Source organism: Thermococcus marinus (assembly GCF_055389025.1).
The window spans coordinates 257,548-282,006 of the sequence record NZ_AP042417.1; the positions used below are offsets into that span (position 1 = coordinate 257,548).

The following is a 24,459-nucleotide window of genomic DNA, read 5'->3' on the forward strand; positions in this document are numbered from 1 at the left end:
AGGGCAAAAATGAAAGCTCACTGGTCCCCGGAGGAGTTTATGAGCTCCCTCAGCTTTTCTTTTGCAACGTCAAGAACGTCTTCGGGCTCGGCCTCCACCTTTCCCCGGGCAAGGTTGTCGGTTCCCCCACCCTTGCCCCCAAGCTCCTCGATGACCTTTGAGAGGAGCTCCTTCATGGAGACCTCCACTTCTTCGTTCCTCGCGAATAGGACGTAGTTTTCTCCGGCAATGAGGAGTATCGAGCCGGGGTTGTTCTCAACGAAGTTGACGGCGAAGGCCTGGGCGTCCTTCATCGGCCACTTCTCGACGAGGGTAACGACGTTATAGTGGCCAATCTCCTCCGCCTTGTCTATCAAGGCCAGGCCCTTCCAGCGCCAGAGCTCACGCCTGAGCTCCTCAATCTTCCCTTCAAGGGAGCCCATCTCAGCCTTCAGCTCTTTGACGCGCTCGATGAGGGGCCTGTTCTTGTTGGGCATCTCCTCAAGGGAACTCCAGTAGTCCTCAAGGAGCTCGTTGAGTGTCCTCAAAGCCCTGTTGCCGGTCACGAACTCTATCCTCCAGAGGTCTCTGGACTTCTTGTAGAAGCGCAGAACCTTGATAAGCCCGACCTCAGAGGTGTTCCTGACGTGCGTCCCGCCGCAGGGCGTCCTGTCAACGTCGCCGATGCTCACTATCCTGACCCTGTCGGTTACCTTGCTCACGTGCTTCCTCAGCGTCTTAAGTAGCTCCTCCGGAAGGTACTTGAACTCCTCGACGGTTACGGGAATACCCTCTGCCACTATTCTGTTTGCTTCGATTTCCGCCTTTGTAATCATATCCCAGTCAAGCTCGCCGTTGACCTCAATCTTGTTGTAGTGCTCGAAAATCTGGAAGCCCGTCGTGTCGAGGTCGTAGAGCTTCTTGAGAACAGCGGAGAGAATGTGCTGGCCGGTGTGGTTCTTCATGTTCTCGTATCTCCAGTCCCAGTCGAGCTTGAGCGTAACTTCCTCCCCCTTCTCTGGAAGCCTGCCCTCAAGTACCCCCTCGTGCCAGATTTCCTTCCGCTCCTTGACGTTGGTGACTTCAATTGCAAAGCCGTCTCCCTCTATGAGCCCCCGGTCAGAGGGCTGACCCCCGCCTTCAGGATAAAAGATAGTCCTATCAAGGACAAGCTCAACTAGACCGTTACCGAGGTCTTTAACTTCAACTACCCTTGCTGTCGTCTCCTTGAGATAGGGGTCTTTGTAGTACAGCTTTTCAGTCATCATCAAACACCTCTTCAGTCTTTTGCTCCTTTGCGTATTCACTAACCATCATCCTAAGGAGAGAAGCCAGCTCCTTGTTATACCTATCCTGCATGTCGGCGAATTTCCTGAGGGCAAGGGCTATTCCCTTGAGCCTCTTGATGTCGTTGACTATCTCTTCCTGTTCTCTCGAAATTTCCTCCAAAACGGAGCTAATCTCGACCATTACCTCTATATCCCTCCCCAGTATCTCGGTGCCCTCCTTAATGCGATCCATGACCGTCAGAGCATCGCGGAGTGTCTCCAGCTGTCCCATAACACGGGCGTTGAAGTCCTTAATCTCCTTGGCAAGGTTCATCGTTTGGACGGCCATGTTCCTGATCTCCTCGGCAACGACAGCAAAGCCCCGCCCGGCCTCTCCCGCACGGGCCGCCTCGATTGAGGCGTTCAAGGCAACCAGGTTTGTCTGTTTGGCAACACTGGCTATTGAATCGCTTATTTTTGAAATGTATTCAAGATTCTCAACAAGGGTGTTGAACTCGCTGGCAAAGACCTCAAAGCGCTGGAAAAAGGGTAAAAACTCCTGCTGGAACTTTTCGAGCTCTTTCATAACCCTGGACAGCTTTTCTATGTTCTCTATTATTGCGAGGTTGTTGTCCAGGAACTGCCCGCTTATCTCCTCTGCAAGTTCATCAACGATTTTACTGGACTCCCTGCTGGACGTTTTTATACGAACTGACTGGGCCAGCGCATTTGAGGCCTTCTCGATGCTTCTGATGTTCATGCTACCACCTCAGCGGTAGAGGTCAACGCCGCACTTCAGGTTCTCAAGGAAGTCGTAAAAGCGCGGTATGAACTTTTTGGGTATGATTGCCCCGTGCTGAGGCAGTATTGCCTCAACGTCAAGGAACCTGACCTTGTCCAGCCAAGCTTTTATTGCCTTGTTGCTGGCCATTAGCCTTTCGTGGACGGGTCTCATGGCCTGAATGTGTCTCTCGATATTCTCGACAACGATGTATGGCTCGTCAAGGAGCGCTATGCCAATGTCACCGGTAAAGAGGAACTTGCTCCTGTGGTCGTATATTGTGAAATGGCCGGGACTGTGGAGGAAGTGGGCGGGAATGAACTCAAGGGTCGTTGCCCCGAATGAGAGCGTTTCACCTTCATCAGGGAGCTCGTGTGTGATGCTCTTGGCGTCCTCGAAGCCGAAGTGAGGTAAAAACCTCGTCCAGAGCCAGTGGACAATTATTTTCGCGTTGCTGACTTCCCTCCAGAGGGGAAGGCTCCCCGCGACGTCGGGATCCTGATGACATATGTAAACGTACTCGATGTCCCGGGGGTCTATGTATTTGGAGATGTTGGCGAGAACTTTTGAGAAAATCTTGTACCCTCCTGGATCTATCAGGATACCTTTCCCCCTGCTGACTATGAGGTAGCTGTTGACGTCGACGTCTTCTCCCCCCTCCTGCGTCCCGAGGTAAACGACCAGGTGTTCCTCGTCACGGTAGAGAACGTGATCCTTTCGCGGGTCAAGCCCGGGCTCAATAAAATACTCCCCCACACCCAATCACCAAAGGAGATTACGGACAAATTATATTTAAGCGATTTGCCTACACAAACACCTACATAAGAGAGAAGAGATTTAAAAAAGCACTAAAAGCCCTAATTCAGCCCCTTGCGGCGATTAACGCCTTGACCCTCTTGAGCCTGAAGAAGTTCTCGCGCTCCATCTCGTCGAGGCGCTGTTTGATGAACTTAACGGTGGCCTCCATGCGCGGGATTATGATGTACTCAAGGGCATTGACACGCCTCTTCGTGACCTCTATCTCCTTCGCGAGCCTCTTGAGCGTCTCCTCGACCTCAGCAAGGCGGACCGCCAGGTCAAGGACTTCCTCGAACTTCTCTGCTGCGGTGTCGACCCTCGCAGAGCTGGACACGAAGGCGTAGCCGCGCTCCACGGCACTCCTCTTAAAGCTCTCGGCCTCTATCATGGGGACGGAGACGCCCATAACGTTCCTCTTGAGGATTTCGACTTCCCTGTTGGGCTTCACCGAGAGACTTATCTCCTTGAGGCGGAGCGTTCCAAGCTCTATCTCGGCCATCTGAATGGCCTCAAAAGCCTCCTTCATCTTAAGGTTGAGCTCGCGCCTCAGCTGAAGCGCCTCGTCGTAGATTGTAAAGAACTCCATGACCAGAGCGTCCTGCTTGTCCTTGAGGAGCTTGTGGCCCTTCTTTGCTAACTGGATGCGCCTCTTGAGGTTGAGGAGCTCCATTCGCGTCGGCTTCACGTTGAGCAGTTCTGCCATCTCGACCACCTAAAAAGTTGAAAGTTAAGAGCCCCTCTTCCTGTACTTGGGGTGGTACTTGAGGATGTACTCCTTCCTGACACGCTTGAGCTCGCTCTCCGGAAGCTCGGCGAGGAGCTCCCAGCCGAGGTCGAGGGTCTCGAAGATGCTCCTGTCCTCGTCGTAGCGCTGGGCGACGAATTCTCTCTCGAACCTGTCCGCGAACTTGAGGTACTTCCTGTCGGTCTCGCTTAAAGCTTCTTCACCAACGACGGCGACGAGGTCTCTGAGAGACCTTCCCTCAGCGTAGGCCGCGTAGAGCTGCTGGCTGAGCTGCGGGTGGTCCTCACGGGTCATGCCCTTACCGATACCGTCCTTCATCAGACGGCTGAGACTCGGAAGGACGTCAATTGGCGGGTAGATACCCTTCCTGTGGAGCTCCCTGCTGAGGACTATCTGGCCCTCGGTGATGTAACCGGTAAGGTCCGGAATCGGGTGGGTGATATCGTCGTCGGGCATCGTCAGGATGGGCACCTGGGTTATGCTTCCCTTCTTGCCCCTGACACGGCCGGCGCGCTCGTAGATTGTGGCGAGGTCGGTGTACATGTAACCCGGATAACCGCGCCTTCCAGGAACCTCTTCTCTAGCAGCGGAAATCTCACGCAGAGCCTCGGCGTAGTTGGTCATATCGGTGAGGATAACGAGCACCTGCATGTCGTAGTCGAAAGCTAAATACTCCGCAACGGTGAGGGCCATACGCGGGGTGATGATACGCTCAATGGCCGGGTCGTCGGCAAGGTTGAGGAACAGGACTGCCCTCTCAATGGCTCCGGTCTCCTCGAAGCTCTTCTTGAAGAAATTCGCTTCTTCGTAGGTGATACCCATGGCAGCAAAGACGACGGCGAACTGCTCCTCCTCACCGAGAACCTTGGCCTGCCTGGCTATCTGGGCCGCGAGCATGTTGTGTGGCAGACCTGAACCGCTGAATATCGGGAGCTTCTGACCGCGGATGAGGGTGTTCATACCGTCTATGGCGGAGATACCGGTCTGGATGAAGTCCCTCGGGTATGCTCTCGCAACTGGATTGAGCGGGGCGCCGTGGACGTCGCGCCTGTCCTCGGGGATAATTTCCGGCCCGCCGTCTATGGGCTTGCCTATACCGTTGAAGATCCTTCCCAGCATGTCCATTGAAACGGGAACCTTGAGCGTCTCGCCGGTGAAGCGGACGCTCGTTGTTTTGACGTCCAAATCGCGGGTTCCCTCGAAGACCTGGACTATCGCGAGGTTCTCCCTGGCCTCAAGAACCTGTCCCTTCCTCTTCTCTCCGCTTTCGGTCTCTATCTCGACGACCTCACCGTAGGCCACTCCCTTGACGCCCTCGACAATCATCAGAGGGCCATAAATCTTGCTAACGGTGGAGTACTCCATTCCCGGCATGAGCATCACGCCCCGTACTTCTTGAAGAGCTCTTCAAACTGCTCGTTCGTCTCATCTATGAGCGCCCTAACCTTCTCGATGTCGGGCTCGAACTTCATACGGCCAATCTTCTCCCTGACCGGGAGCTTGGCTATCTCGTCCACTGGGACGCCCCTGTCCACGGCTTCCATCGTCCTGTTGTAGAAGTTGAGGATTACGCGCATCATGGTGACCTGCTTCTTCGGCGGGCAGTAGGTATCGACCTCGTCAAAGGCGTCCTGCTGGAGGTAGTCCTCACGGAGCATCCTCGTGACGATGAGTATGGCCTTCTCCCTGTCGGGCAGTGCATCTGGACCGACGATTCTGACAATCTCCTGGAGCTCGGCCTCCTTCTGGAGGAGCGCCATAGCCGTATCGCGCATCTTCCTCCACTCTGGGTCAACGTTCTCGTGCCACCAGTCCTGAATGGCGTCGAGGTAGAGCGAGTAGCTCCTCAGCCAGTTGATTGCCGGGAAGTGCCTCCTCCTCGCGAGGTCGGCATCGAGGGCCCAGAAGACCTTGACGACACGCAGGGTGTTCTGGACGACGGGCTCGCTGAAGTCACCACCGGGCGGTGAAACGGCACCGATGACGGAGACACTACCGACCCTCGGCTCGCTTCCAAGGGTAACTACACGGCCGGCACGCTCGTAGAACTCCGCAATCTTGCTCGCGAGGTAGGCCGGATAACCTTCCTCACCGGGCATCTCTTCAAGCCTTCCGGAAATCTCACGCAGAGCCTCGGCCCATCTTGAGGTCGAGTCTGCCATCAGAGCGACGTCGTAGCCCTGGTCACGGAAGTACTCGGCGATGGTGATTCCGGTGTAGATTGAAGCCTCACGGGCGGCAACGGGCATGTTTGAAGTGTTGGCTATGAGAACGGTTCTCTCCATGAGCGGTTTACCGGTCTTCGGGTCCTTGAGCTTGGGGAACTCCTCAAGGACGTCGGTCATCTCGTTTCCGCGCTCACCGCAACCTATGTAAACGACGACCTGTGCGTCACTCCACTTCGCCAGCTGGTGCTGGGTGACGGTCTTTCCTGAACCGAACGGACCCGGAATGGCGGCGGTTCCACCCTTGGCTATTGAGAAGAAGGTGTCTATCGTCCTCTGTCCGGTGATGAGCGGAACCTCCGGCGGGAGCTTGTTCTTGTAGGGCCTCTTGACACGGACGGGCCAGCGGTGGTACATCTTGAGCTCCTCGATGGTTCCGTCCGGCTTCTTGACCTTGGCTATGACCTCCTCGACGGTGTAGTCACCTTCCTCGGCTATCTCGACTATCTCACCCTCGACCCATGGAGGAACGAGGATTTTGTGCTCGATGATGCTGGTCTCGGGGACAACACCGAGGATGTCTCCGCCGGTGACCTTGTCGCCGACCTTGACCTTGGGCGTGAAGTGCCACTTCTTGTCCCTCGGCAAAGCCGGAGCGGTAAGACCCCTAGCAATGAAGTCACCGCTGAGCTCGCGGAGCTTCTCAAGAGGCCTCTGGATACCGTCGTACATCGAGGTAAGCAGTCCCGGGCCGAGCTCAACGCTGAGCGATGAACCCGTTCCCTCAACGGGCTCACCGGGCCTTATGCCCGCAGTCTCCTCGTAGACCTGAATGACCGCCCTGTCACCTTCAAGACGGATTATTTCTCCTATGAGGCCCATCTCACCGACGCGGACAACCTCGTACATCTTGCTTCCTTTCATGCCGTCCGCAACGACGAGTGGTCCGGTAACACGAATTATCCTTCCCATTTTCCTTCACCTCTTGAGCTCAACACCAATCGCCCTCCTGACTATCTCGCGGAGGGCTTCTTCACCGAACGTAGAGCCGGACTTGTCCGGCACCTGAAGGATGATTGGAATGGTAACGTCGGGAAGCTCAACCCTCTGGGCGAACCTCTCGGTTATGAGTATTATTCCGACGTCGCCCCTCTCAATGAGCTCCATAAGCTTGTTCTTGAGCCTCTCCATCTCGAGGGGTGTGTCCTCAAAGGCATACACCTCATGAGCCCCTGCAAGTTTGAAGCCCAGGGCAGTGTCCCTGTCACCGAGGACGGCTATCTTCATGCCACCTCACCCACTAGCTCCTTTATCCTCTCGGGCTTGACTCCGTTCTCCACCAGCTTGGCTATTGCCCTCAGCTTCCTGACTTCCCTCTCCTTCATGAGGACGTAGCTGAGCGGAGTGGCGATGCTGAGCGGGTAGACGCGCTCCAGCTCTGAGACCTTCGTAATCATGTAGTCGTTGAGCGCCCTCCCGAGGGCGTTCAGGTCCCTCTCGATCTCCTCCCTGGCGCTCCTGATGATGTGGCCGTACTTGGTGGACTCAAGTCCCGCCAGGGCCATCTCAAAGGAGTCCACGTTCAGGATTGGGTCGAGTTCGATAGTTCCTCCGGGGATGAGCATCTCCTTTATTTCCTCCGCCGGGAGGCCTGCCTTCTTGGCCCTGAGGGCGATCAGTATGTTGAGCCTGTCGATTGAAAACCTGACGTAGTCTTCGAGGACAGCTCTCTCGTCGTCTTTCCTTGAGAGGGCGTAGTTCAGGAGCTTCTCGTAGTACATCCTGTACAGCTCGGCCTCAAAGCGCGTAACGTCTATCTCGCCGAGGAGAAGCTTCTGGTAGAGCCCCTCGTAAGGGGTGCCCTCCAGGATAACCAGAATCTCCTCGAGGGTCTTCGCCTCGGCCATGGCCTTTACCTTGGGGAGCATCGTACCGAGCTCGATGACGTAGTCGCTCGCCGGCTCGTTGGCGAGCTTGGCCTTGACGACGTTGGTTATGTTCCTGACGTCCCAGCCTTCAAGGAGGAGCTCGAAGAAGCCCCTTGAGCGCTTGGGGAGTATCTTGAACATGAGCTCGTAGGTTCCAGCGAGGGCCTTCTCAAGGGCCCTCTCGATTTCCTCGATTGAGTAAGTGGAAACGTCGGTAAAGTACTCCTTGTACTCCGTGTCCTCCAGGCTCACGACGAAGTTCTGGAGGGTCTTGCTCTCCGCCAGCTCATTGAACTTCTGCTCCGTGAGGAGCCTGGCCTCCATTACCTTAATCCTCGCGTTCGGGTACGAGTAGGGGGTGTACTTCCAGACCATCTTGGCCGTTTTGTAGCCCACCCACGTAAATATGACTGCGATGGTGGTGTTGAGGATTCCCGTTACTGCCTCCATCTTAATCACCCAAAGAGGGCCTTCGCAATGGTAGCCCTCAGCTCGCTCTCAAAGCGCGCTATCCTAGACTCGAAGGTGTTGTCGACCCTTACCGTCCCGTCGGGGCTCTCAACGAGGACTCCGCCGATTGTCTGAATCGGCTCGCCAACGATGACCTCGACGTCCTTCCCGAGGGCCTCGCGGAGCTTCTCCTTGAACTCGGAGAGCCTCTCAACGATGAGCTTGAGGGTTCTATCGTTCGAGCGGAGAACGACCCTATCAACCCCGAGCTCCTCAACGGCGTTGGCCGTGAGCCCGACGACCATCGGGAAGTACTCATCTTCGGACAGGCTGGCAAGCCTCTCCTTGAGGGACTCCAGGACTTTTCTTATCAGCTCCTCCTGAGCGGCAAGCTTCTTCTTCCTGACCTCAAGCTTTGCGTTGGCTATTATCCTCTGCTTCTCAATCTCGGCCTGTGTCTTTGCCTTCCTGAGTATCCACTCGACCTTGGCCTCAGCCCTCTTCCTGGCCTCCTCTTTGAGCTTCTCGGCCTCTTCCTTCGCCTCGTTGATGATGTACTGTATCTTCTGCTCCGCTTCCCTGTTTATCTCCTGAATTATGAGTTCTGCACCCTCCATTTTCAGTCCTCCTCAGGCTGTAAAAAAAGGAGATTGGCTCAAAGGCCGACTCCGGTGGCTATCATAATGAGCGCACCGACGAGACCGAATATTGCGGTGGTCTCTGCCATAGCGGCGAAGACGACGTTCTGGGTGAAGGTCTTCGGGTTCTTGGCAACGGCACCGATACCGGCGCTTGCGATTATACCCTGCGGGATGGCCGAGAGGCCGGTAAGGCCAACGGTGAGGCCGGCACCGAGGAGTATGGCGCTCTTAACGATGTTTTCAGGGGTGTTGGCGGTGAACTTGAAGCCACCGCCTATAATCCCCGCGCTCATCAGGATAAGGAACAGCGTAATGAGGCCGTAGATGCTCTGGGTCATCGGCAGACCTTCAAGTATGAGCGCGTTCCTGAAGTTCTTCTCGTCCTCTGCCACCGCTCCTGCAGCTGCAGTACCTGCTATACCAATACCAAAGGCCGAAGCGACACCAGCTATACCCGCGGCGAGCGCCGCGCCCAGGGATACGTAAACTATCGGATCCATCTTTCATGCACCTCCATCAGCTTTCAGCTCAAGTTTTGAAACTTCCCTCTTGGACTTGAACGGGGTGAACGGCTTCCCGTCACCCGAGTAAAAGGTTCCGAAGAACTCAACATAGTGAAGACGGAGCGAGTGAACGAACGCTCCAAGGGCGTTTATTGCCACTGAAAACAGCTGACCGCCAAAGAATATAATCAAACCTACGACAATTCCAATGGGAACGACGCTTACCTTGATTCCCCAGACCATTTCCGCCAGGATATTGATGACCAGCGCTATTCCACTGGTTGCAAGGGCCAAAGCCATCAAACGGGCGTAGCTGAGCCAGTTGCCCACGAAGCCAAAGAAGTCCGAGATTAACATCAGGGCCGCGAGTCCGCCGTTGCTGACTATTTCTCCCACCACAAAGAGCACCAGACCAGCACCGAAGATGACCTTGGCGAGCATTGTCATGGAGGTATTCTTGGTTGCAAGGAGGGCTACGGCAATTATGATCAGCATCCATGGAAGCTGTTCAAACACCGCGCCCTTGACGTCGCCGTTCTTCCACTTGACGACAAAGCCGGTGGCATAGCCCGTGAAGAGGTGCGCCAGACCTATGGCAAGGGCCATCATCAGCACGGTCATCGGTTGCTTGAGCGGATCCGCTATGCGCGGGAACTGGGCGTTTGAGTTGCCCGTGATGTGCTGGAGGAGTATGTCCCCCGCGTTGCCGAAGTAACTGCCGAAGAGAGCACCCATGAGCATCGTGAAGAACGAGCTCCAGAGGAGGGTGTAGGCGAACTTGTAGGTTCCGTCGTTGAACTTCCTGTGTCCTTTAACGAGTAATGCCGCAATCACGCCGATGATAAGGCCGTACATGAAGTCAGTGAGCATGAAGCCGAAGAAGAACGAGTACGTGAACGCTATGATGAGCGTTGGGTCTATCTCGTTGTACTTGGGGACACCGTACATCTCGGTAATCATCTCGAAGGGCCTGACCCACTTCGGGTTCTTGAGCTTTATCGGAATCTCGTCGAGCTCAGCCTCGGTGGGCTCGCGGACGTTTATGTAGGCCTTTCCTTCCGTTACGTCCTTTATCCCCTCAAGAACCTTGGGGACGTCCATCCTTGGAAGCCACCCGGTCAAAGCGAACGTCATGTTGGTCCTCGCGAGCATTGGAAGCACTGAGGCCTTGTCGCGCTCGTTGTCAAGGAGCTCCTTATAGAAAACGACGTCGTCGTAGTACTTCTCGGCCAGGCTCTCCTCTTCTTTTCTGATCTCGTCGAGCTCCCTCAGCTTGGCGTCAAGCTTTCTCCTGTACTCTCTAAGGAGCTCCGCGGGAGTCCCCTCACCCCCAGGAACCTCTATCTTCTCGAAGGAGTGCTTTGCAAGGACTGAATTGACCTTATCCTGATACCTGCTGAGGGTCGCTATAACAAGGAGAACCTTCTCACCGGAGTCCTTCGTAACGAGGGCGAATTTACCCTCCGTGACCCCTTTGAGGTCTTCAATGAGGGGCTTCAGCCTCGTCCTGTCCAGAGTACCCACTGTGACCTTTACGAGCCCGGAGTGCCTGAGGTAGCGGACGTCCAGGTTAAGGGGCGAGAGAGTCTCAAGTACTTCAATGGACTCGTTGATGCGCTCAATCTCGCTCTGGAGTGCGTTCATCTGGGACTCAAGGGCCTTTATCTCGGGCTCAACTTTCGATAGGAACTCTTCAACGTCCTTTATCAGCTTTTCAACGCCCTCGTAGTGGTAAGTCCTTCTGGCGCGCTCCTTCGGGAAGAAGAACCCCTTCAGTCCCCCTCCGGAGGTCTTCTTGTGGGCCTTCAGAAAGTCCACAATCCTGGATATTGTTATGCTGTACGAAGCGGCCTTCCGGTAGTACTCGTTGGGGGCGTCCCTCTGGGCGACCTTAACGTCGAGCTCGCGAATCTCAACGAGCCCGGCCTCGTGGAGGTAAGTCAGCAGCTCGTCCTTGTAGCGGTTAAGGGTTATGACCTCGAGCTTGACCATTTCCTCGGGCCTGAACATTTCAGCCCCCTCTCACAAGCTCTATCGCCCTGGCTATGGCAGTCTCGAAGTTCGTCTCGGCCTTTGAGCGAAGGGACTCGATTTCCCTCTCACCCTCCTCAATAATCCTCTTGGCCTCGGCTTCGCCCTCTTCTCTCGCCTTCTGAACGAGGGACTCGGCCTCGGCCTGGGCCTTGGCGAGAATTTCCTCCTCGATGGTCTTGGCCTCTTCCTTGGCATTGCGGACAATGGCTTTGGCCTCTTCCTTCGCACGCTCAATACGTTCCTCTGCTTCCCGTTCTGCTTCAACAACCCGCTTGATGACGTCCTCCATGAACCGTCCCTCCGATGACAATGAAAACAGGTGAGCCCTTTTGACGGTTTTGGCTTCCCTAACCAGCTTTAAATAGTTTATGGTGTTCATGAATTAATGAAATGAGAATTATGAAAAATGTTTAAAATTTAAAACACCACAAATACCGTCCAAATTTGTTAGTTTGCTGGCTAATCTTCGCCCTCCAAGAGCTCCTTAACGTCCTTAAGGACTGAGTTCTTGGCGAAAACTATAATCTGACCCTTCTCAGGGAGCCTCGTGTCCCCCGACGGGATTATCAGGTTGCCTTTTTCGTCGTAAACTGCTATTATCAGAGCGTCTTTTGGTAGGTTGAGCTCCTTAACTAGCTTTCCTGCGATTTTGCTGTTCTCGTCAATGTTGAAGCGCACTATCTCCGCCCCTTCCTTCGGGAAGAGGACGCGGTCGAAGCCGGGCGTGACTATGTTTCTGCTTATGTATTCCGCCGCTATCACTTCCGGGGAGATTACGAAGTCAAAGTACTTCCTGAGGTCAGTTACCTCCTCGAATATGAGCCTGTTCTTGGGGTTGCTTATCCTCAGCGACGTCTTGATATTCGGGTTGAGGTGCTTCGCCAAGATGCACGCGAGCAGGTTGGCGTCGTCCTTGCCCGTAAGCGCCGCGAAAGCGTCGGCCTGCTTTATGTTGGCCTCTTCGAGAGTCCTCGGGTCGGTGGCGTCACCTTCTATGACCAGGCCGTTTATCTGCATCGAGAGCTCCTTCGCCCTATTTCTGTCCATCTCTATTATCGTGACGTCGTGGCCGTCCGCTTCGAGCATCTTCGCGACCAGGTATCCAACCCTACCGGCACCCATTATTATGACGTACATCACTTCTCACCAACGAGGTACTTTGCTATCTCAGCGTAGGCGGGCCTCGTAATCAGGGTTCCAATAACGACACCGATTATAGTCGTCACGGCAAAGCCCTTCAGCGTCCCGACGAAGTATACCAGAAGGAGGCTCATGGCCGCTATCGTCGTTGCCGCGGATGCGAAGATGATGAAGAACGCCCTTCCAATCCTCTTGAGGGTACTGGAGCGCCTCGTTATCTTGGTGGACTTGTCCCCGCTGAGAAGCTCGTCGGTTATGACTATCTGCTGGTCAACACCGGTTCCTATGGCCGCTATAATGCCTGCTATGCTCGGAAGGTCAAGGTTCCACTTTATCAGGGCAGCGATTCCGAGTATGATGATAACCTCGGAGAGGCTCGTGCTTGCGACTGGTATCGCTATCTTCCAGCTCCTGTAGTGAAGGTAAACGATGAGCAGCACCGCCATCAGGGCGGCTATCCCCGCGTAGAGCGCCTGGGTCTTGAAGCTCTCACCGAGCTTTGGCGAGATGAACTCCATGCCTATGACCTTAAGCTTAACAGGGAGGGAACCGCTCTTGAGGACTGTGTAAACGGTCCTAGCTTCCTGCTCGGCCTGGAACCTGTTAGAGGCATGACCTGTTATCTGTACATCGGTCTGAGGCTCGCCTTGGGCAAGCTCCGCACCGAGGGAGTAGGGGCCGTAGAGGCCGAGAACCTTCTTGATGAACTCCTCGTCCGTAACGCCACTCTGCTTCGGGATGTAGCGGACGCTAACGTTCATTGCCTTGAGCTCATCTACAAGCTCCGCACCAACTCCAGCGAGGACAATCTGCTTCCCGTTGGCGAGTCTCTTCAGCTCCTCAGCGCTCTGGTTTGCATACACCACCGTGGTAGTATTGAAGGCGCTCTCTATCCTCTCGATGAGGTACGGGGCCTCAGGGGCGTTGGCGTTGAAGGCTGTGCTGTTCATGAGGTCGTAAATGCTCCTGGGCACGACGAGGAGCGAGTCAGCGGGCGGGTCAAGGAACATGTCAACGGGCCAGCCCGGCTTACCCTTGGCGAGCTCGGCGAACTTCTCAGCGGCTTCCTTGGAAATCCTGAAGGGAACTGCCCAGCTGTTGTCAGACTTAACCTGGTAAACGCCAACGTAGGTTATGTCCTTACCCGTTCCAAATATTACCCCGTTGAACTCCATGTAGAAGACACCCTGGCTCTCAATGACCTTCTTGAGGGAGTTGGCTTCCTCAGTGCTCGTCACGTTAGCCACTTTAACAACGACAATGTCATTTCCCTGCGCCTGAATCTGGACCTCCCTCAGCCCAAAGGTGTTCAAACGCTCCTGGAGCGAGTCTGTCACAATCTCCATTGTGCTGGAATCAACGGGGCGCTCAGTCTGGGCTATGAGGGCGACTCCACCCGCGATGTCTATTCCGTAGGTCAATGGACGTACAGCAAGCGTCGCTATCGAACCAGCGACAAAGATGATGAGCAGGAGAACTTTCCAGTTGAGGAGGAGCTTTTTAAGCTTCCTGTTCATGCCTTAACCCCCCTGGTGGTGAGATACCAGCGGAGAACGCCGGCGTTGAAGACCCAGGTGTTCATGAAGTCCGCGAGGAGACCGAATATGAGGACTATGGCTATGTTGTCTATCGTCGGCGACGTTGAAATCAGCCACAGCATAAACAGAGCTCCAAGGGTCGTCGTGCTCATGGTGAAGCCCGTTGAAACAGCGCTGAGGTAGGCCTCCTCTATGGTGTCCTCCTTCCTGCGCGTGAGCTTGGTGGTGAGGAGTATGTTGCTGTCAACGGTGTAACCGATGAGCATCAGCAGGGCCGCTATCGTTGCCGTCGTCAGCTGGATTCCAAAGACACCCATCAGCGCAATTGCAATTATCATGTCTGAGAGTGCCGAGAAAATTATCGCCAGCGACGAGACCGGGTTCCTGAAGAACAGGAAGACCACCACGGCCATTGCCAGGAAGGCAAACGCTATGGCCCTAATGCCCTGTCTCTTGGCGAGCTCACCGAACGTTGGAAGAACCTCGCTGTGAGTGTAGTCTGCATCTGGGTACTTCTGCTTGAGGGCCTTAATAATCTGGGTGGGGTCAGCGTTAGCGGGGGTGTAAACGCGAATTCCCTTTGACCCATCAACGCTCGTAAAGCTCTCGACATTGACGGAGAACCCAAGCTGGTCACCCAGCCATTTCTCGACCTGGTCGGGGTCGGCGCTTATCCCGTAGCCAGTAACCACGACACCGCCCCTGAGCTCAATGCCAAGCGGCGGGAAGTGAACCGCCACTAAGAGCAGGGCCACTATAAAGACGGCGAGTGGATAGGTTATCATCTTTTTCGGTTCCATTTCAGCCAAAAACCGGAGCTTTTCGCGTTTTTTCGCCCGGAACTCATTGGTCTCCCCGGGCTTTTTAGCCTTCTTCTTGGCCATACGTTCACCCCTGAAAGCTTTTAATCTCGACTTGTGGTTAGTTTGAAATGCGAGTTTTAAAATTAGTGGTTCATTGGTTTAAACTGGACACTGTTCACCAGAAAGGTTTAAACGGCTTTAATCGCCTCAAAGTCCGTTTTGTCAGTAAGTAACCGGATTTTTCAAAAACTACCAGAAAACTTCAGTTTAAATCCATAAAATTCAATTCTGGCCAGTTCAGAGCCGAAACGGCCCGCTAATTCCTGTTCACTTTGGGGATTAACTTTAAAAAGGGAGCGTACTACCCACCACCCAGGTGAGAGACCATGAGCGAGATCGAGACTATTGGGTTTCACTACGTTGTTGAAGCCGCGGGGTGCGATCCAGAGGTTCTCGGTAACGCTGACAAGATAAGGCAGATATTCCTTGAGGCGGCAAAGGTAGGCAACATGGAAGTCAAGTCAAGCTACTTCTTCAAGTTCTCACCGACCGGCGTCAGCGGTGTAGTTATCGTCGCCGAGAGCCACATCTCAATCCACACCTGGCCAGAGAAGGGCTACGCCGCACTTGACGTTTACACCTGCGGAACCAAGGCCGAGCCCGAGAAGGCCGTTGACTACATCCTCGAACAGCTCAAGGCCAAGTACGCCCACGTTTCCGAGATAAAGCGCGGAATCGAGGAGGACGACGAGACTTTCACCCACATGATAATGACGTGGGAAGAGGCCCTGAGGAAGAATGGAAACGGAAGTTAAAGGAGCTTCTCTATCTCTTTTATCCTGCTCAAAGCGTCGTCAAGTATCTTCCTGACGTTCTCAAGCTTCGCCTTGAGTGCCCTGTTCTCCTCTTCGAGGCTCTTGACTTTCTCTTCAAGCTCCTCCACTCTGGCCTCAAGCTCCTCTTTCTCCTTCTTGAGCTTCTCGTACTCCTCCATAGCAACGAGCTGACCGCCCTTGGCCAGAACCTCGACGTTCTTCACGAGCTCGTCGAGCTTGCCCTGCTTTATGAGCTCATAAGTTTCTCTGACGAGCTGGCCGGCCTTGGTCTCACCCTTGAGGTGCTTCCTTATCGTCGCCTCAGTCCTGCCGAGCTCCTCGGCGATTTCGCTGGTGGTCATGCCAGCCTTCTCCCTGGCTATGGCACCCGCAGCGACTGCAAGGCTGTCAACCCAGGTGAGTCTCTCTGCCGGGTCCTTTATGAGCTCTATAACTTCGGGCCTGAAGAGCGTCGCGAAGAGGAGTATGCTCTCAAGCCTGTGAATCTCCTCCCTCCCAATCGGGTTCAGCGGAACCTCCATTCTCTCACCCCCTTTCAGTTTTCACTCAACCTCAACAACGGTCTTCCTCTTGAGAACTTTGTCCGGGTAAACGACTATTCCTTTGTCGGTGATATCGAACGGGTGCCTCCTCATGCTGTGGCTTGTCCCGCGCATCTTCCAGACTATCAACGAGCGCTTGAGCTCGCCGTCAATCTCGTCAAGGTCGAGCCTTATTATGCCGTCAACGCCGTGCTCAACTCCCGGACCGCCGAACCCGCGTTCGCCGACACTTATCTGGCTCACGAGTATGCTCGTAACTCCAAGACCGGCCAAAACGCGCTTGAGCTGCATGACGATGCCCCTCGCCATCGCCGGCTTGTTGATGTAGAGCGTTGTCACTGAGTCTATGACGACCCTCTTGGCGTTTATGTCCTTCACGGCCGTCCTGAGGACGTCTATGAACTCCCTGATGTCGGTGAGGTCGTGGACGATGTACTTCTCGTACTCCTTGCTCTTACCAATGCCCGCGGTGAAGGCATCGACCATCGCGAACATTCCTTCTTCCTCGTACTTCCTGACGTCCCAGCCGAACCCGGCCATGTTCTGCCTTACCTGAACCGGGTGCTCCTCAAGGGCAACGTAGATGCCGGGCTCACCCATCTGGAGGCCGTTCCAGAGGAACTGCTGGCTGAATATCGTCTTCCCCGTTCCCGGCCCGCCGCTGAGAAGGACAGCGTTCCTCTCGGGGATTCCCCCATGGAGAATTTCGTCCATGCCAGGGATGCCCGTCTTGACTTTCCTGACCATGAGCGTCACCCCCTTTAGTAACCTCTAGTTACCATTTGAATTCTATGCGGAGGGTCTTAAAAAGATTACGTGGGGTTAGAAAAGTCAGCGGTTCCTCCTCAGAAACTCCCCGATGTCAGTGACGTTGAGAATGAACTTCCGGTTGCTCTCAGGGTTTATCCTACCGATACCGAGGATAACGCCGTTCTCGTCGTATATTACCAGCTTCTTAGTCCCCTGCCAGACGTATTTTCGGACACCGCTCCTAGGCACGTCCTTGCCAGTCGTGAACAGAAAGCCCGCCTTTGGGCTTAGAACCGCGTAGTTCTTCTCGACCTCAACGAAGTAGAAGAACTCGACGTTGGGGTAAAACTTTTCCACGAGGTTCTTATCAACCTTAATCGTGCCGACGAAGGTTCCGTAGGCGTAGGGCTTGATTTTTAGGCCCTCAATCTCGGCCCACACCCTCCCGTTGACGGCGTAAACGTCCCTGAACCTACCCTCAACGACGGCGAAGAAGTGGTGCTCAAGCTCACCGTACTTCTCGGCCTCGCGGAGGATTAAGTCGTACTCCCAGGCCGAAGCCCGTCGGTAGCGGAGTTCCTTGCTCATGTTTCTGACATCGGCAGGGGGCTTAAAAGCTTAGCCTTCGAGCCCCTCCAAAAGCTCCGAGAAACCCTCTATATCAGTTCTCTCAAACTCCTCCTCGAACTCAAGGCCGAGCTCCGCTATCTCTTCAGGCGTTATTGTTGTTTCAGGCTCGTCGGCGTTTACTCCTAGACAGCTCCCGTCGTAGTAGAGCCAGAGCTCCTGGCCTCTGTAGTGGAAGGGCTTTTCCCCTTCCACGCCGAGGGGCTTTCTTGAAACCATAAACGGGTAGATGCGGCATATGAGAGGCCTAACTTTGTGAATCGTGCACTTACCAGTCTCAGGGTCGTGGAAGACACAGCCCAAGTCCCACTCCCTCACAGCTAAAACGAAGCGCACCTTGTCGCCCTCAATTGAGAACGTTACGAAGTCCTGAGGGTCATAGCCAGCTTTAGTTATTCGCTCTATATCCTTTAGGGTCAGGTAGATGTGTCTCCCCCTGCAGCAGTCGAGGCAGTAGAGACAGCGGAAGCCAATGAGTTCGTTGAAGGGTCTCGGTTTGAAGCGCATAAGGCGAGTTCTCAGCACAGATAAAAACCTTTGCTTTACTAACGACGATTTAATTTCAGAAAGGTTTATATGTCCCAGAGTTTTTCCCCCATATGGTGGTTCATGTGTACGCAATAGAGACAGAAAACTTGACTAAAGTTTACAATGGAACAGTCGCAGTTGACCACCTCAACCTCAAGGTCAAGAAAGGCACCGTTTACGGGTTCCTGGGCCCCAACGGGGCGGGCAAAACAACGACAATCCTCATGCTCCTGGGCCTCGTGGAGCCCACGGAGGGGACGGCGTACATAGCAGGAATCAACGTGATGGAAAAGCCAGTCGAAGTCAAGAGGATAACCGGGTTCATGCCGGCTGAGGGGGGCCTCTACCCGAACATGAGCGCCCTCGACAACCTCCTGTACTTTTCCAAGTTCTACCGGATGCCCCGGAACGAGGCCGAGAAGAGAGCAAAGGAACTGCTCGACCTCGTCGGGCTCAGAGAAGTCGCGAACAAGAAGGCCGGGGAGTTCTCCACAGGCATGAAGCAGCGCCTTTTACTCGCACAGGCCCTCATAAACGACCCAGAAGTGCTCTTCCTTGACGAGCCGACCAACGGCCTCGACCCGCGCGGAGTCATCGAGATGAGGGAGCTTATAAGGGAGCTGAAAAAGGACGGAAAGACAGTGTTCTTCTCGTCACACATACTCCCGGAGGTCGAGGAGGTTAGCGATGAAATCGGCATAATCTCCCGGGGAAAACTCCTCGCAAGCGGCAGTCAGGAGGAGATTAAGCGGAAGTTCATTGAGGGAAGGGTCGTCATAACCGTGGAGACGAAGCAGCCGCTCGAAATAAGCGGGCTGAACACAGAGGTTACTGACTGGCACAGGGAAGGACCGAACAGGATAACCGTATACGCCTCACGGGACGTCCGCGAAGACCTGATTAGGGAGCTGACGGGAATGGGTTACACCGTCACCGACATCCACCTCCACGAGCCGACCCTCGAGGAGGTCTTTCTTGAGCTGGTTTACGGGAGGGAGAGAGAATGATAGGAGCTATAGCGGCCAAAGAGTTCCGCGACTACATAACCAGCAGGCGCTTCTTGGTTCTCTTCGGGTTCCTGCTCCTCATAACCCTGCTCGCGCTGGTCCAGGTAAAGACGGGCATGATGTCGTGGATGACCGAGGAAGGAGAAAGCCCAGAGGTCTATGAGGTCATGTGGGGCGTCACGCATTACCTAGGCCTCGCGGGGGGAATATTCGCCCTTGCCCTCGGCTTTGACGCCATAACCAGAGAGAGGGAAGAGAGAACCCTGAAAGTCCTCATGGGGCACCCCGTCTACAGAGACCAGATAATACTTGGCAAGCTCATAGGCGGTGCCGTTACGCTCGCCGTGGCGGTCTTCATAACGTTCCTCGTTATCCTCGGAGCGCTGATGTGGATGGGAGTTAACGTGGACAGCACATCGGTCACGAGGCTGGCAGTTTACTTCGTCTTTGCATACGTCTACCTCCTGGTGTTCTTCGGGATAGCCGTGGCGTTCTCGGCACACTCCAAGTCCAGCGGCAGCGCCCTGATGTACGCCCTCGTGCTCTTCCTGGCGGTCACGGTAGTTTTTGAGTCCATAGCTCCGATAGTGGCGGACCACGTGGCCGGCCCGCGACCACAGCCCCCCACGTACGACCCAGGTAACTTTGAGAACATGACGCTGGAACAGCTGAAAGAGCAGGAGAAGCTGTGGGAAGAATACGAGGAGCAAATGAAGGAGTGGAACAAGAAATACTTCGAGACCGTTGAGACAATTAGCAGCCTGTCGCCGCAGGCGGACTTCGAGCAGATATCCCAGTACGTCCTGAACCCCCACGCACGCTCATGGGAAGACGTCATGTTCCCGATTGGAATGGACGACTCCGAAGAGCCAACGTACAGCCTGGCAGAGAGCCTGTCCTTTGCAAAGAAGGAGATAGTCTTCATGATGGCGTATCTCGTCGTGGGCTTCGTTGCGGCGTACCTCGGCTTTGTTAGAGCTGAGATAAGGTGATGGGAATGAAAAAGGCCCTCGCTCTGATTCTTTTTCTCCTCTTGGTCACGCCGGTAGCGTCTGCCAAAGCAATCACCGTAACCCTCCACGTTGGCCAGAGCATAAGGGTCAACGGAATTCCAGTTGAGTTCGTGGACTTTTCGAGCGACGGGAGGGCGGCCATCAGAGTAAACGGGACAACCTACGTGCTCTCCTTTGGGGACACGGTGGAAATCGCCGAAGGATTGAATCTAACGGCGGGGAGCCTCAAATACAACGAGGGCACGGTTCGCATAATCCTTATCGGTGATGACGTCCGCGTTGAGGATTCCCCAGGAAACATAGTCCTGGAGGCCCAGTTTCCAAGCAAAATAACGGCACCAGGTGGGGAGATCTCGTTCCAGGTTACCGTGAAGAACGAAGGCGGCGACGCTTTCGTCCCGCTCTCGGTTGATGTCCCGCCGGGGTGGAGCGCCAGAATAACCGACGGAAGCTCGGATATCAACGGCGTCTACCTCAGACACGGCGAGAGCGCCCAGGTCACCATAGTCGTGAAAACGTCCGCCGAGACTGGCAGGTTTGAGCTCACCTTCCGCGCCGGCGAAAGCCAAATGCCCCTCTACGTCACGATAAAGGGCGATGGTATTAGGGTTCTGTGCGACTACCCCGTCAAGGAAGTGGAAGCCGGCGAAAGCGTCCAGTTCCAGCTTGTCCTTACCTCGCCGTCTCCCACTGTGGTATTTCTGAACGCTGACATGCCCGAAGGATGGAGAGCAAAGTTCCTCGCAGGTGGAGAGCCGGTTCGGGCGGTTAGGGTCTCCGGCGAGAGCACGGTGGCGCTGGTGGTAGAAGTCCCGAGCGATGCAGGGGTTGGAATGTACAACATCACCGTAAAGGCAGGAGACGCGGAAGAGCGGCTCGGAGTGTACGTGAACAGAACCCACGCGGGAGAAAACGGGACGCTCTCAATCAAGGTCACAGACAGGGAGTCCGGGTCGTACATCGCCGGCGCAAGGGTTGAGCTTCTACGGGGCGGGGAGATGGTTGCGGAAGCAAAGACGCTCTCCGACGGGACGGCAGTTATAGAGGCCCCCGAAGGGAGCTACACCGTCCGGATTTCAAAGGAGGCCTACAGAGAGGTTGAGAAAAACGTCGAGATAAGGGCGGGCAGGAAAGGAGAGCTCCAAGTAAGCATGCAGAAGCTCCCCTACTACCTTGAGGTGAGCGCTCCGGAGCCCTCAAAGAGCCAGGTGCTTGGGCAGACGTTCATCTACCCCGTTGTCCTGAAGAACCTCGGAACGCAGGACGACACGTACTCATTGAGCCTGCAGGTGCCAGAGAACTGGGGCGGAATGGTGGTTGAAGACCCCACCTCCCACACGGGAATAACGAGCGCCTACGTGAAGGCGGGAGAAGAAAAGCACCTCTACGTAATCTTGATACCCCCAGACACGGCCGAGCTCGGGACGTACAGCTCAAAACTCAGCGTGACCTCCGAGGGAAGCGGGGAGAGCAGGGAAATAGACCTCACGGCAAGGCTGACGGGCAGCTACGGGATGACCGCGACCCTGGAAAGGTACAGCCTGAAGGTAGAGGCGGGAGACGAGGCAAAGACCTCCGTTAGGGTGTACAACACGGGAACCAGCCCGCTGACCAACGTCAGGCTGGAGGTAGAGGCCCCCAAAGGGTGGAACGTAAAGGTGGAGCCCCGCAAAGTGCCCTCCCTCGGAAGGGACGAGGAAGTCGAGTTTACGTTGGAGGTGACGGTTCCCGAAAACACCGACGCGGGAGACTACGTTATCACAGTAAAGGCCGTCAGCGACCAGAAGAGCAGAGAGACGAGCCTCAGAGTCACCGTAAATAAGGGAAGCGGTCAGACGTACTTGGGAATGGCCATAATCCTGGGAGCACTCCTCGTGCTCGGGCTCCTGCTGAGGAAGTACGGAAGGCGTTAAGCCCCGTTCTCTTCTTTTCCCCCATTTTACTAACTTTTCCACAGAAAACTTTTTAAGGACTTAAAGTTACTTTTGGTGAAAAAAGTTGGGAGGTGGTTCCATGGAATCCGGTGAGCTCAAGAAGAACTGGGCATGGATGCTCGTGCTTGGCGTGATATTCACAACACTTGGAGTCGCGGGACTGCTCCTCCTGCCGCTGATGACGATAACGAGCGTTGCGGTGTTCGGAGCGTTCATGGTCGTTGGTGGAGCGCTCCAGATTGCGCAGGGAATCGCCAAAACGAAGGACTGGAAGAGCAGGGGCCTGCACATTCTCATGGGCGTTATCTACGTTATCGGCGGTATAGCGACCCTTGAGAATCCCGTTCTCGCGACGACAGTGCTGACGCTCGTCCTCGGGTTCTCGCTGATAGCGATAGGCGCGATAAGGATCGGCGTGGCCTTCCAGAACAAGGACGTCAACCAGTGGGCCCTGATGATCCTCTCAGGCGTCGTCACAATCCTCCTAGGCGCAATGATAGTGCTCCAGTGGCCTTGGTCAAGCCTCTGGGCAATCGGACTGTTCGTCTCAGTTGACCTGCTGATGAGCGGTGCGAACTTCATAGCGATAGCGCTGGCGGCTAAAGTTGAGAAAGAAAAAAGCGGAGTTCTGGCTTAAGCTTAAGTGTTCAGGTGGGCGTCGAACTCCTTACTCTTTTTGTAATCAGCGTAGCTCCTGTCGAGCCTCTTTGCAACGTAGGGCCCGTTCTTACGGTAGCCGAACTTCCTGTAGTACTCCCTGACGCCAACACCGCTTATGACGAGCATCTTCTTGACGTCGAACTCCTCCCTCGCTATTCTCTCTGCCTCGGCCAGAAGCTCCCTTCCGTAGCCCCGGTGCTGCCACTCGTACCTCGGCTTCCCACCTATCGGCACGAGCGGGCCGTAAACGTGGAGCTCCCTGACTATGGCCGAGGGACAGCAGTTTATCTCCTTCCTGTGGGCTTTCTCGCTCGGAATCCTCAGGCGGAGGAAGCCTATCAGGATATCGTTCTTAACGTCCTCAAAGCTCAGAAAGATTTCCCTTCCGCCAGCGGCATCGTAGTCCTCGCGGAGGAGCTTGATGTGCTCGACCTCGGGCTGGATTCCGAACTTCTCCATCATGTGGCCGACTTCCCTAAAGCGAATCTCCCTCGGCCTTATGCCACGCTTTATCAGCTCGTTGAGGACGAGCTGGCCCAGGTTGGAGTGCTTGACGCCGTCAACGATGAGCTGGACTGGAATGTCGCGCTGAATTCTCATGACGCGAACCCACTTCGGGAAGAGCTTGTAGGCCTCGACAAGGAGCTCCACGGCCTCCTCAGTATGGTAGGGGCGGTACTTGCCTTCCTTCCACCAGCGGTAGAGGGGGGCGTCCCTCGTGACGAGCGTCGGGTAGATTTTGAGCATGTCCGGCCTGAAGCGGGGGTCTTCAAAGATTGTGCGGAATGTGTAAAGGTCGCGCTCGAAGTTGCTCCCCGGCAGACCGGGCATTATGTGGTAGTTTATCTTCAAGCCAGCATCGCGGAGGAGCTGTGTGGCCTTAACTATCTCCTCGACGCCGTGACCTCTCTTAGTCCTCTCGTGGATGAAGTTGAAAACCGTCTGGACGCCAAGCTCAACGCGCGTAGTTCCCAGCTTGAGCATCCTGTCTATGTGCCTCTCGAAGGCCCAGTCCGGGCGGGTCTCTATGGTAAGACCGACCATTCTAACCTTAGCTTTCTCGTTCTTCCTCTGCTCGTCTTCGAGGTAGTAGTAGGGCTTTGAGTGGGTTTTCTCCCAGGCTTCCTTGAACTTCGGGTCCTCCTCAAAAACGGACTCGTCCTTCTTCACTATCAGCCTAATCAGCTTCTCTTCGAGGTTTTCTATATCCTTAAAGTACGGGAAGTCGTTCATCGCCTTGAAGGCGCACTTGACGAACCACTCCTGGTAATCGAGATCAACCGCCGGAAAAGTCCCGCCCTGAATTATAACCTCGACCTTGTCAACGTCGTGGCCTATGTCGGTGAGCTGCTTGAGGCGGCGCATCATGATGATGTATGGATGATAGGCGCTCTGGACGGCCCTAAGGGCAGAAGGCTCCCTTCCGGTGTAACTCTGGGGCGAGCCGACGCTCGGCCCACCGGGGCAGTAGATACAGCGCCCATGGGGACAGGGAAAGGGCTTCGTCATCATTGCAACGACCGCGACGCCGCTTATCGTCCTCGTCGGCTTTCTCTTGAGCAGGTCTCTGAACTCGTCCCTCCTCTCCTCGGGGATTGCCTTGAGTATGTCAGAATTACCTGGAATCTTTGAGAGGTGATACTTCCTGGATACGGATATCTTGTACCTGTTAAGCTCCTCACGGGTCTTTATCTCGCCGCTCATCACGAGTCTCGCAAGCTCCTCGACGGCCTTTTCAAACTCGTCCATAACAACACCTCTCGCTTGATGTAGGGCGGGGTTTTAAAAG

Annotated in this window: 25 protein-coding genes; 5 read left to right on the forward strand and 20 right to left on the reverse strand. The window is 55.1% G+C overall.

Annotated elements, in window-relative coordinates; translation table 11 throughout:
* Positions 1-17: 17 nt before the first annotated feature.
* From ACZ5ER_RS01380 to ACZ5ER_RS01450, 15 genes are all read right to left on the reverse strand, one after another.
* Positions 18-1,244 (reverse strand): alanyl-tRNA editing protein, encoded by a 1,227-nt coding sequence (locus ACZ5ER_RS01380; RefSeq protein WP_464934634.1) that lies wholly within the window; start codon positions 1,242-1,244, stop codon positions 18-20.
* Positions 1,237-2,007: a methyl-accepting chemotaxis protein gene (locus ACZ5ER_RS01385; protein ID WP_050002400.1), complete on the reverse strand. Its 771-nt coding sequence runs from the start codon at positions 2,005-2,007 to the stop codon at positions 1,237-1,239. Before ACZ5ER_RS01385 ends, ACZ5ER_RS01380 begins: the two co-directional genes overlap by 8 nt.
* Before the next feature lie 9 nt (positions 2,008-2,016).
* Positions 2,017-2,784: an oxygen-binding di-iron domain-containing protein gene (locus ACZ5ER_RS01390; protein WP_050002399.1), complete on the reverse strand. Its 768-nt coding sequence runs from the start codon at positions 2,782-2,784 to the stop codon at positions 2,017-2,019.
* A gap of 106 nt (positions 2,785-2,890) precedes the next feature.
* Positions 2,891-3,529, reverse strand: coding sequence for a V-type ATP synthase subunit D (locus ACZ5ER_RS01395; RefSeq protein ID WP_050002398.1), 639 nt, complete (start codon positions 3,527-3,529; stop codon positions 2,891-2,893).
* A 24-nt stretch (positions 3,530-3,553) separates the two neighbouring features.
* Positions 3,554-4,945 carry an ATP synthase subunit B gene (locus ACZ5ER_RS01400; protein ID WP_050002397.1) on the reverse strand — a complete coding sequence of 464 codons (1,392 nt, stop codon included), beginning with the start codon at positions 4,943-4,945 and terminating at the stop codon, positions 3,554-3,556.
* 5 nt (positions 4,946-4,950) lie between these two features.
* Positions 4,951-6,708, reverse strand: a complete 1,758-nt coding sequence (locus ACZ5ER_RS01405) for an ATP synthase subunit A (protein WP_464934635.1) — start codon at positions 6,706-6,708, stop codon at positions 4,951-4,953.
* Between the two features lie 6 nt (positions 6,709-6,714).
* Positions 6,715-7,023 (reverse strand): V-type ATP synthase subunit F, encoded by a 309-nt coding sequence (locus ACZ5ER_RS01410; RefSeq protein ID WP_050002395.1) that lies wholly within the window; start codon positions 7,021-7,023, stop codon positions 6,715-6,717.
* The gene (locus tag ACZ5ER_RS01415; RefSeq protein ID WP_464935047.1) at positions 7,020-8,120 is read right to left on the reverse strand and encodes a V-type ATP synthase subunit C; all 1,101 of its coding nucleotides are present in this window, start codon (positions 8,118-8,120) and stop codon (positions 7,020-7,022) included. The genes ACZ5ER_RS01410 and ACZ5ER_RS01415 overlap by 4 nt, the downstream gene beginning before the upstream one ends.
* Positions 8,120-8,731, reverse strand: a complete 612-nt coding sequence (locus tag ACZ5ER_RS01420; RefSeq protein WP_050002394.1) for a V-type ATP synthase subunit E — start codon at positions 8,729-8,731, stop codon at positions 8,120-8,122. Before ACZ5ER_RS01420 ends, ACZ5ER_RS01415 begins: the two co-directional genes overlap by 1 nt.
* A 38-nt stretch (positions 8,732-8,769) precedes the next feature.
* Positions 8,770-9,255, reverse strand: coding sequence for an ATP synthase subunit K (locus ACZ5ER_RS01425; protein ID WP_050002393.1), 486 nt, complete (start codon positions 9,253-9,255; stop codon positions 8,770-8,772).
* A 3-nt stretch (positions 9,256-9,258) separates the two neighbouring features.
* Positions 9,259-11,268, reverse strand: coding sequence for a V-type ATP synthase subunit I (locus tag ACZ5ER_RS01430; protein WP_464934636.1), 2,010 nt, complete (start codon positions 11,266-11,268; stop codon positions 9,259-9,261).
* 1 nt (position 11,269) lies between these two features.
* Positions 11,270-11,581, reverse strand: coding sequence for a V-type ATP synthase subunit H (locus tag ACZ5ER_RS01435; protein WP_464935048.1), 312 nt, complete (start codon positions 11,579-11,581; stop codon positions 11,270-11,272).
* A 170-nt stretch (positions 11,582-11,751) separates the two neighbouring features.
* Positions 11,752-12,429, reverse strand: a complete 678-nt coding sequence (locus ACZ5ER_RS01440; protein WP_050002390.1) for a potassium channel family protein — start codon at positions 12,427-12,429, stop codon at positions 11,752-11,754.
* The gene (locus ACZ5ER_RS01445) at positions 12,429-13,949 is read right to left on the reverse strand and encodes a preprotein translocase subunit SecD (protein ID WP_464934637.1); all 1,521 of its coding nucleotides are present in this window, start codon (positions 13,947-13,949) and stop codon (positions 12,429-12,431) included. The genes ACZ5ER_RS01440 and ACZ5ER_RS01445 overlap by 1 nt, the downstream gene beginning before the upstream one ends.
* Positions 13,946-14,854, reverse strand: a complete 909-nt coding sequence (locus ACZ5ER_RS01450) for a protein translocase subunit SecF (RefSeq protein WP_050002388.1) — start codon at positions 14,852-14,854, stop codon at positions 13,946-13,948. Before ACZ5ER_RS01450 ends, ACZ5ER_RS01445 begins: the two co-directional genes overlap by 4 nt.
* Before the next feature lie 314 nt (positions 14,855-15,168).
* Here ACZ5ER_RS01450 and speD point away from each other — a divergent pair, with 314 nt between their 5' ends.
* Positions 15,169-15,588, forward strand: a complete 420-nt coding sequence (gene speD / locus ACZ5ER_RS01455; protein ID WP_050003923.1) for an adenosylmethionine decarboxylase — start codon at positions 15,169-15,171, stop codon at positions 15,586-15,588.
* Here speD and ACZ5ER_RS01460 read toward each other — a convergent pair.
* The 4 genes from ACZ5ER_RS01460 to ACZ5ER_RS01475 all read right to left on the reverse strand — a co-directional run bounded on the left by ACZ5ER_RS01460 (position 15,585) and on the right by ACZ5ER_RS01475 (position 18,035).
* The gene (locus ACZ5ER_RS01460; protein WP_464934638.1) at positions 15,585-16,130 is read right to left on the reverse strand and encodes a hypothetical protein; all 546 of its coding nucleotides are present in this window, start codon (positions 16,128-16,130) and stop codon (positions 15,585-15,587) included. The two genes, speD and ACZ5ER_RS01460, sit on opposite strands and share 4 nt — an antisense overlap.
* 21 nt (positions 16,131-16,151) lie before the next feature.
* Positions 16,152-16,898, reverse strand: coding sequence for a KaiC domain-containing protein (locus tag ACZ5ER_RS01465; RefSeq protein ID WP_464934639.1), 747 nt, complete (start codon positions 16,896-16,898; stop codon positions 16,152-16,154).
* A gap of 84 nt (positions 16,899-16,982) precedes the next feature.
* Entirely contained in the window at positions 16,983-17,489 is a 507-nt protein-coding gene (locus tag ACZ5ER_RS01470; RefSeq protein WP_050002380.1) for a PUA domain-containing protein, read from the reverse strand.
* Between the two features lie 30 nt (positions 17,490-17,519).
* Positions 17,520-18,035 carry a YkgJ family cysteine cluster protein gene (locus tag ACZ5ER_RS01475; protein WP_050002379.1) on the reverse strand — a complete coding sequence of 172 codons (516 nt, stop codon included), beginning with the start codon at positions 18,033-18,035 and terminating at the stop codon, positions 17,520-17,522.
* Between the two features lie 92 nt (positions 18,036-18,127).
* On the opposite strand from ACZ5ER_RS01475, the gene ACZ5ER_RS01480 reads away from it, so the two are divergent.
* The 4 genes from ACZ5ER_RS01480 (at position 18,128) to ACZ5ER_RS01495 (ending at position 22,647) form a co-directional block, all read left to right on the forward strand.
* Positions 18,128-19,063 carry an ABC transporter ATP-binding protein gene (locus ACZ5ER_RS01480; protein WP_464934640.1) on the forward strand — a complete coding sequence of 312 codons (936 nt, stop codon included), beginning with the start codon at positions 18,128-18,130 and terminating at the stop codon, positions 19,061-19,063.
* On the forward strand, positions 19,060-20,055 hold the full coding sequence (locus ACZ5ER_RS01485) for an ABC transporter permease (RefSeq protein WP_050002377.1): 996 nt from the start codon (positions 19,060-19,062) through the stop codon (positions 20,053-20,055). Before ACZ5ER_RS01480 ends, ACZ5ER_RS01485 begins: the two co-directional genes overlap by 4 nt.
* The gene (locus tag ACZ5ER_RS01490; RefSeq protein ID WP_081947189.1) at positions 20,055-21,989 is read left to right on the forward strand and encodes an NEW3 domain-containing protein; all 1,935 of its coding nucleotides are present in this window, start codon (positions 20,055-20,057) and stop codon (positions 21,987-21,989) included. The genes ACZ5ER_RS01485 and ACZ5ER_RS01490 overlap by 1 nt, the downstream gene beginning before the upstream one ends.
* A 100-nt stretch (positions 21,990-22,089) precedes the next feature.
* The gene (locus ACZ5ER_RS01495) at positions 22,090-22,647 is read left to right on the forward strand and encodes an HdeD family acid-resistance protein (RefSeq protein WP_464934641.1); all 558 of its coding nucleotides are present in this window, start codon (positions 22,090-22,092) and stop codon (positions 22,645-22,647) included.
* Positions 22,648-22,649: 2 nt separating this feature from the next.
* On the opposite strand, the gene ACZ5ER_RS01500 is transcribed toward ACZ5ER_RS01495, so the two are convergent.
* Positions 22,650-24,419, reverse strand: a complete 1,770-nt coding sequence (locus tag ACZ5ER_RS01500; protein WP_464934642.1) for a tRNA uridine(34) 5-carboxymethylaminomethyl modification radical SAM/GNAT enzyme Elp3 — start codon at positions 24,417-24,419, stop codon at positions 22,650-22,652.
* Between the last annotated feature and the right edge of the window lie 40 nt (positions 24,420-24,459).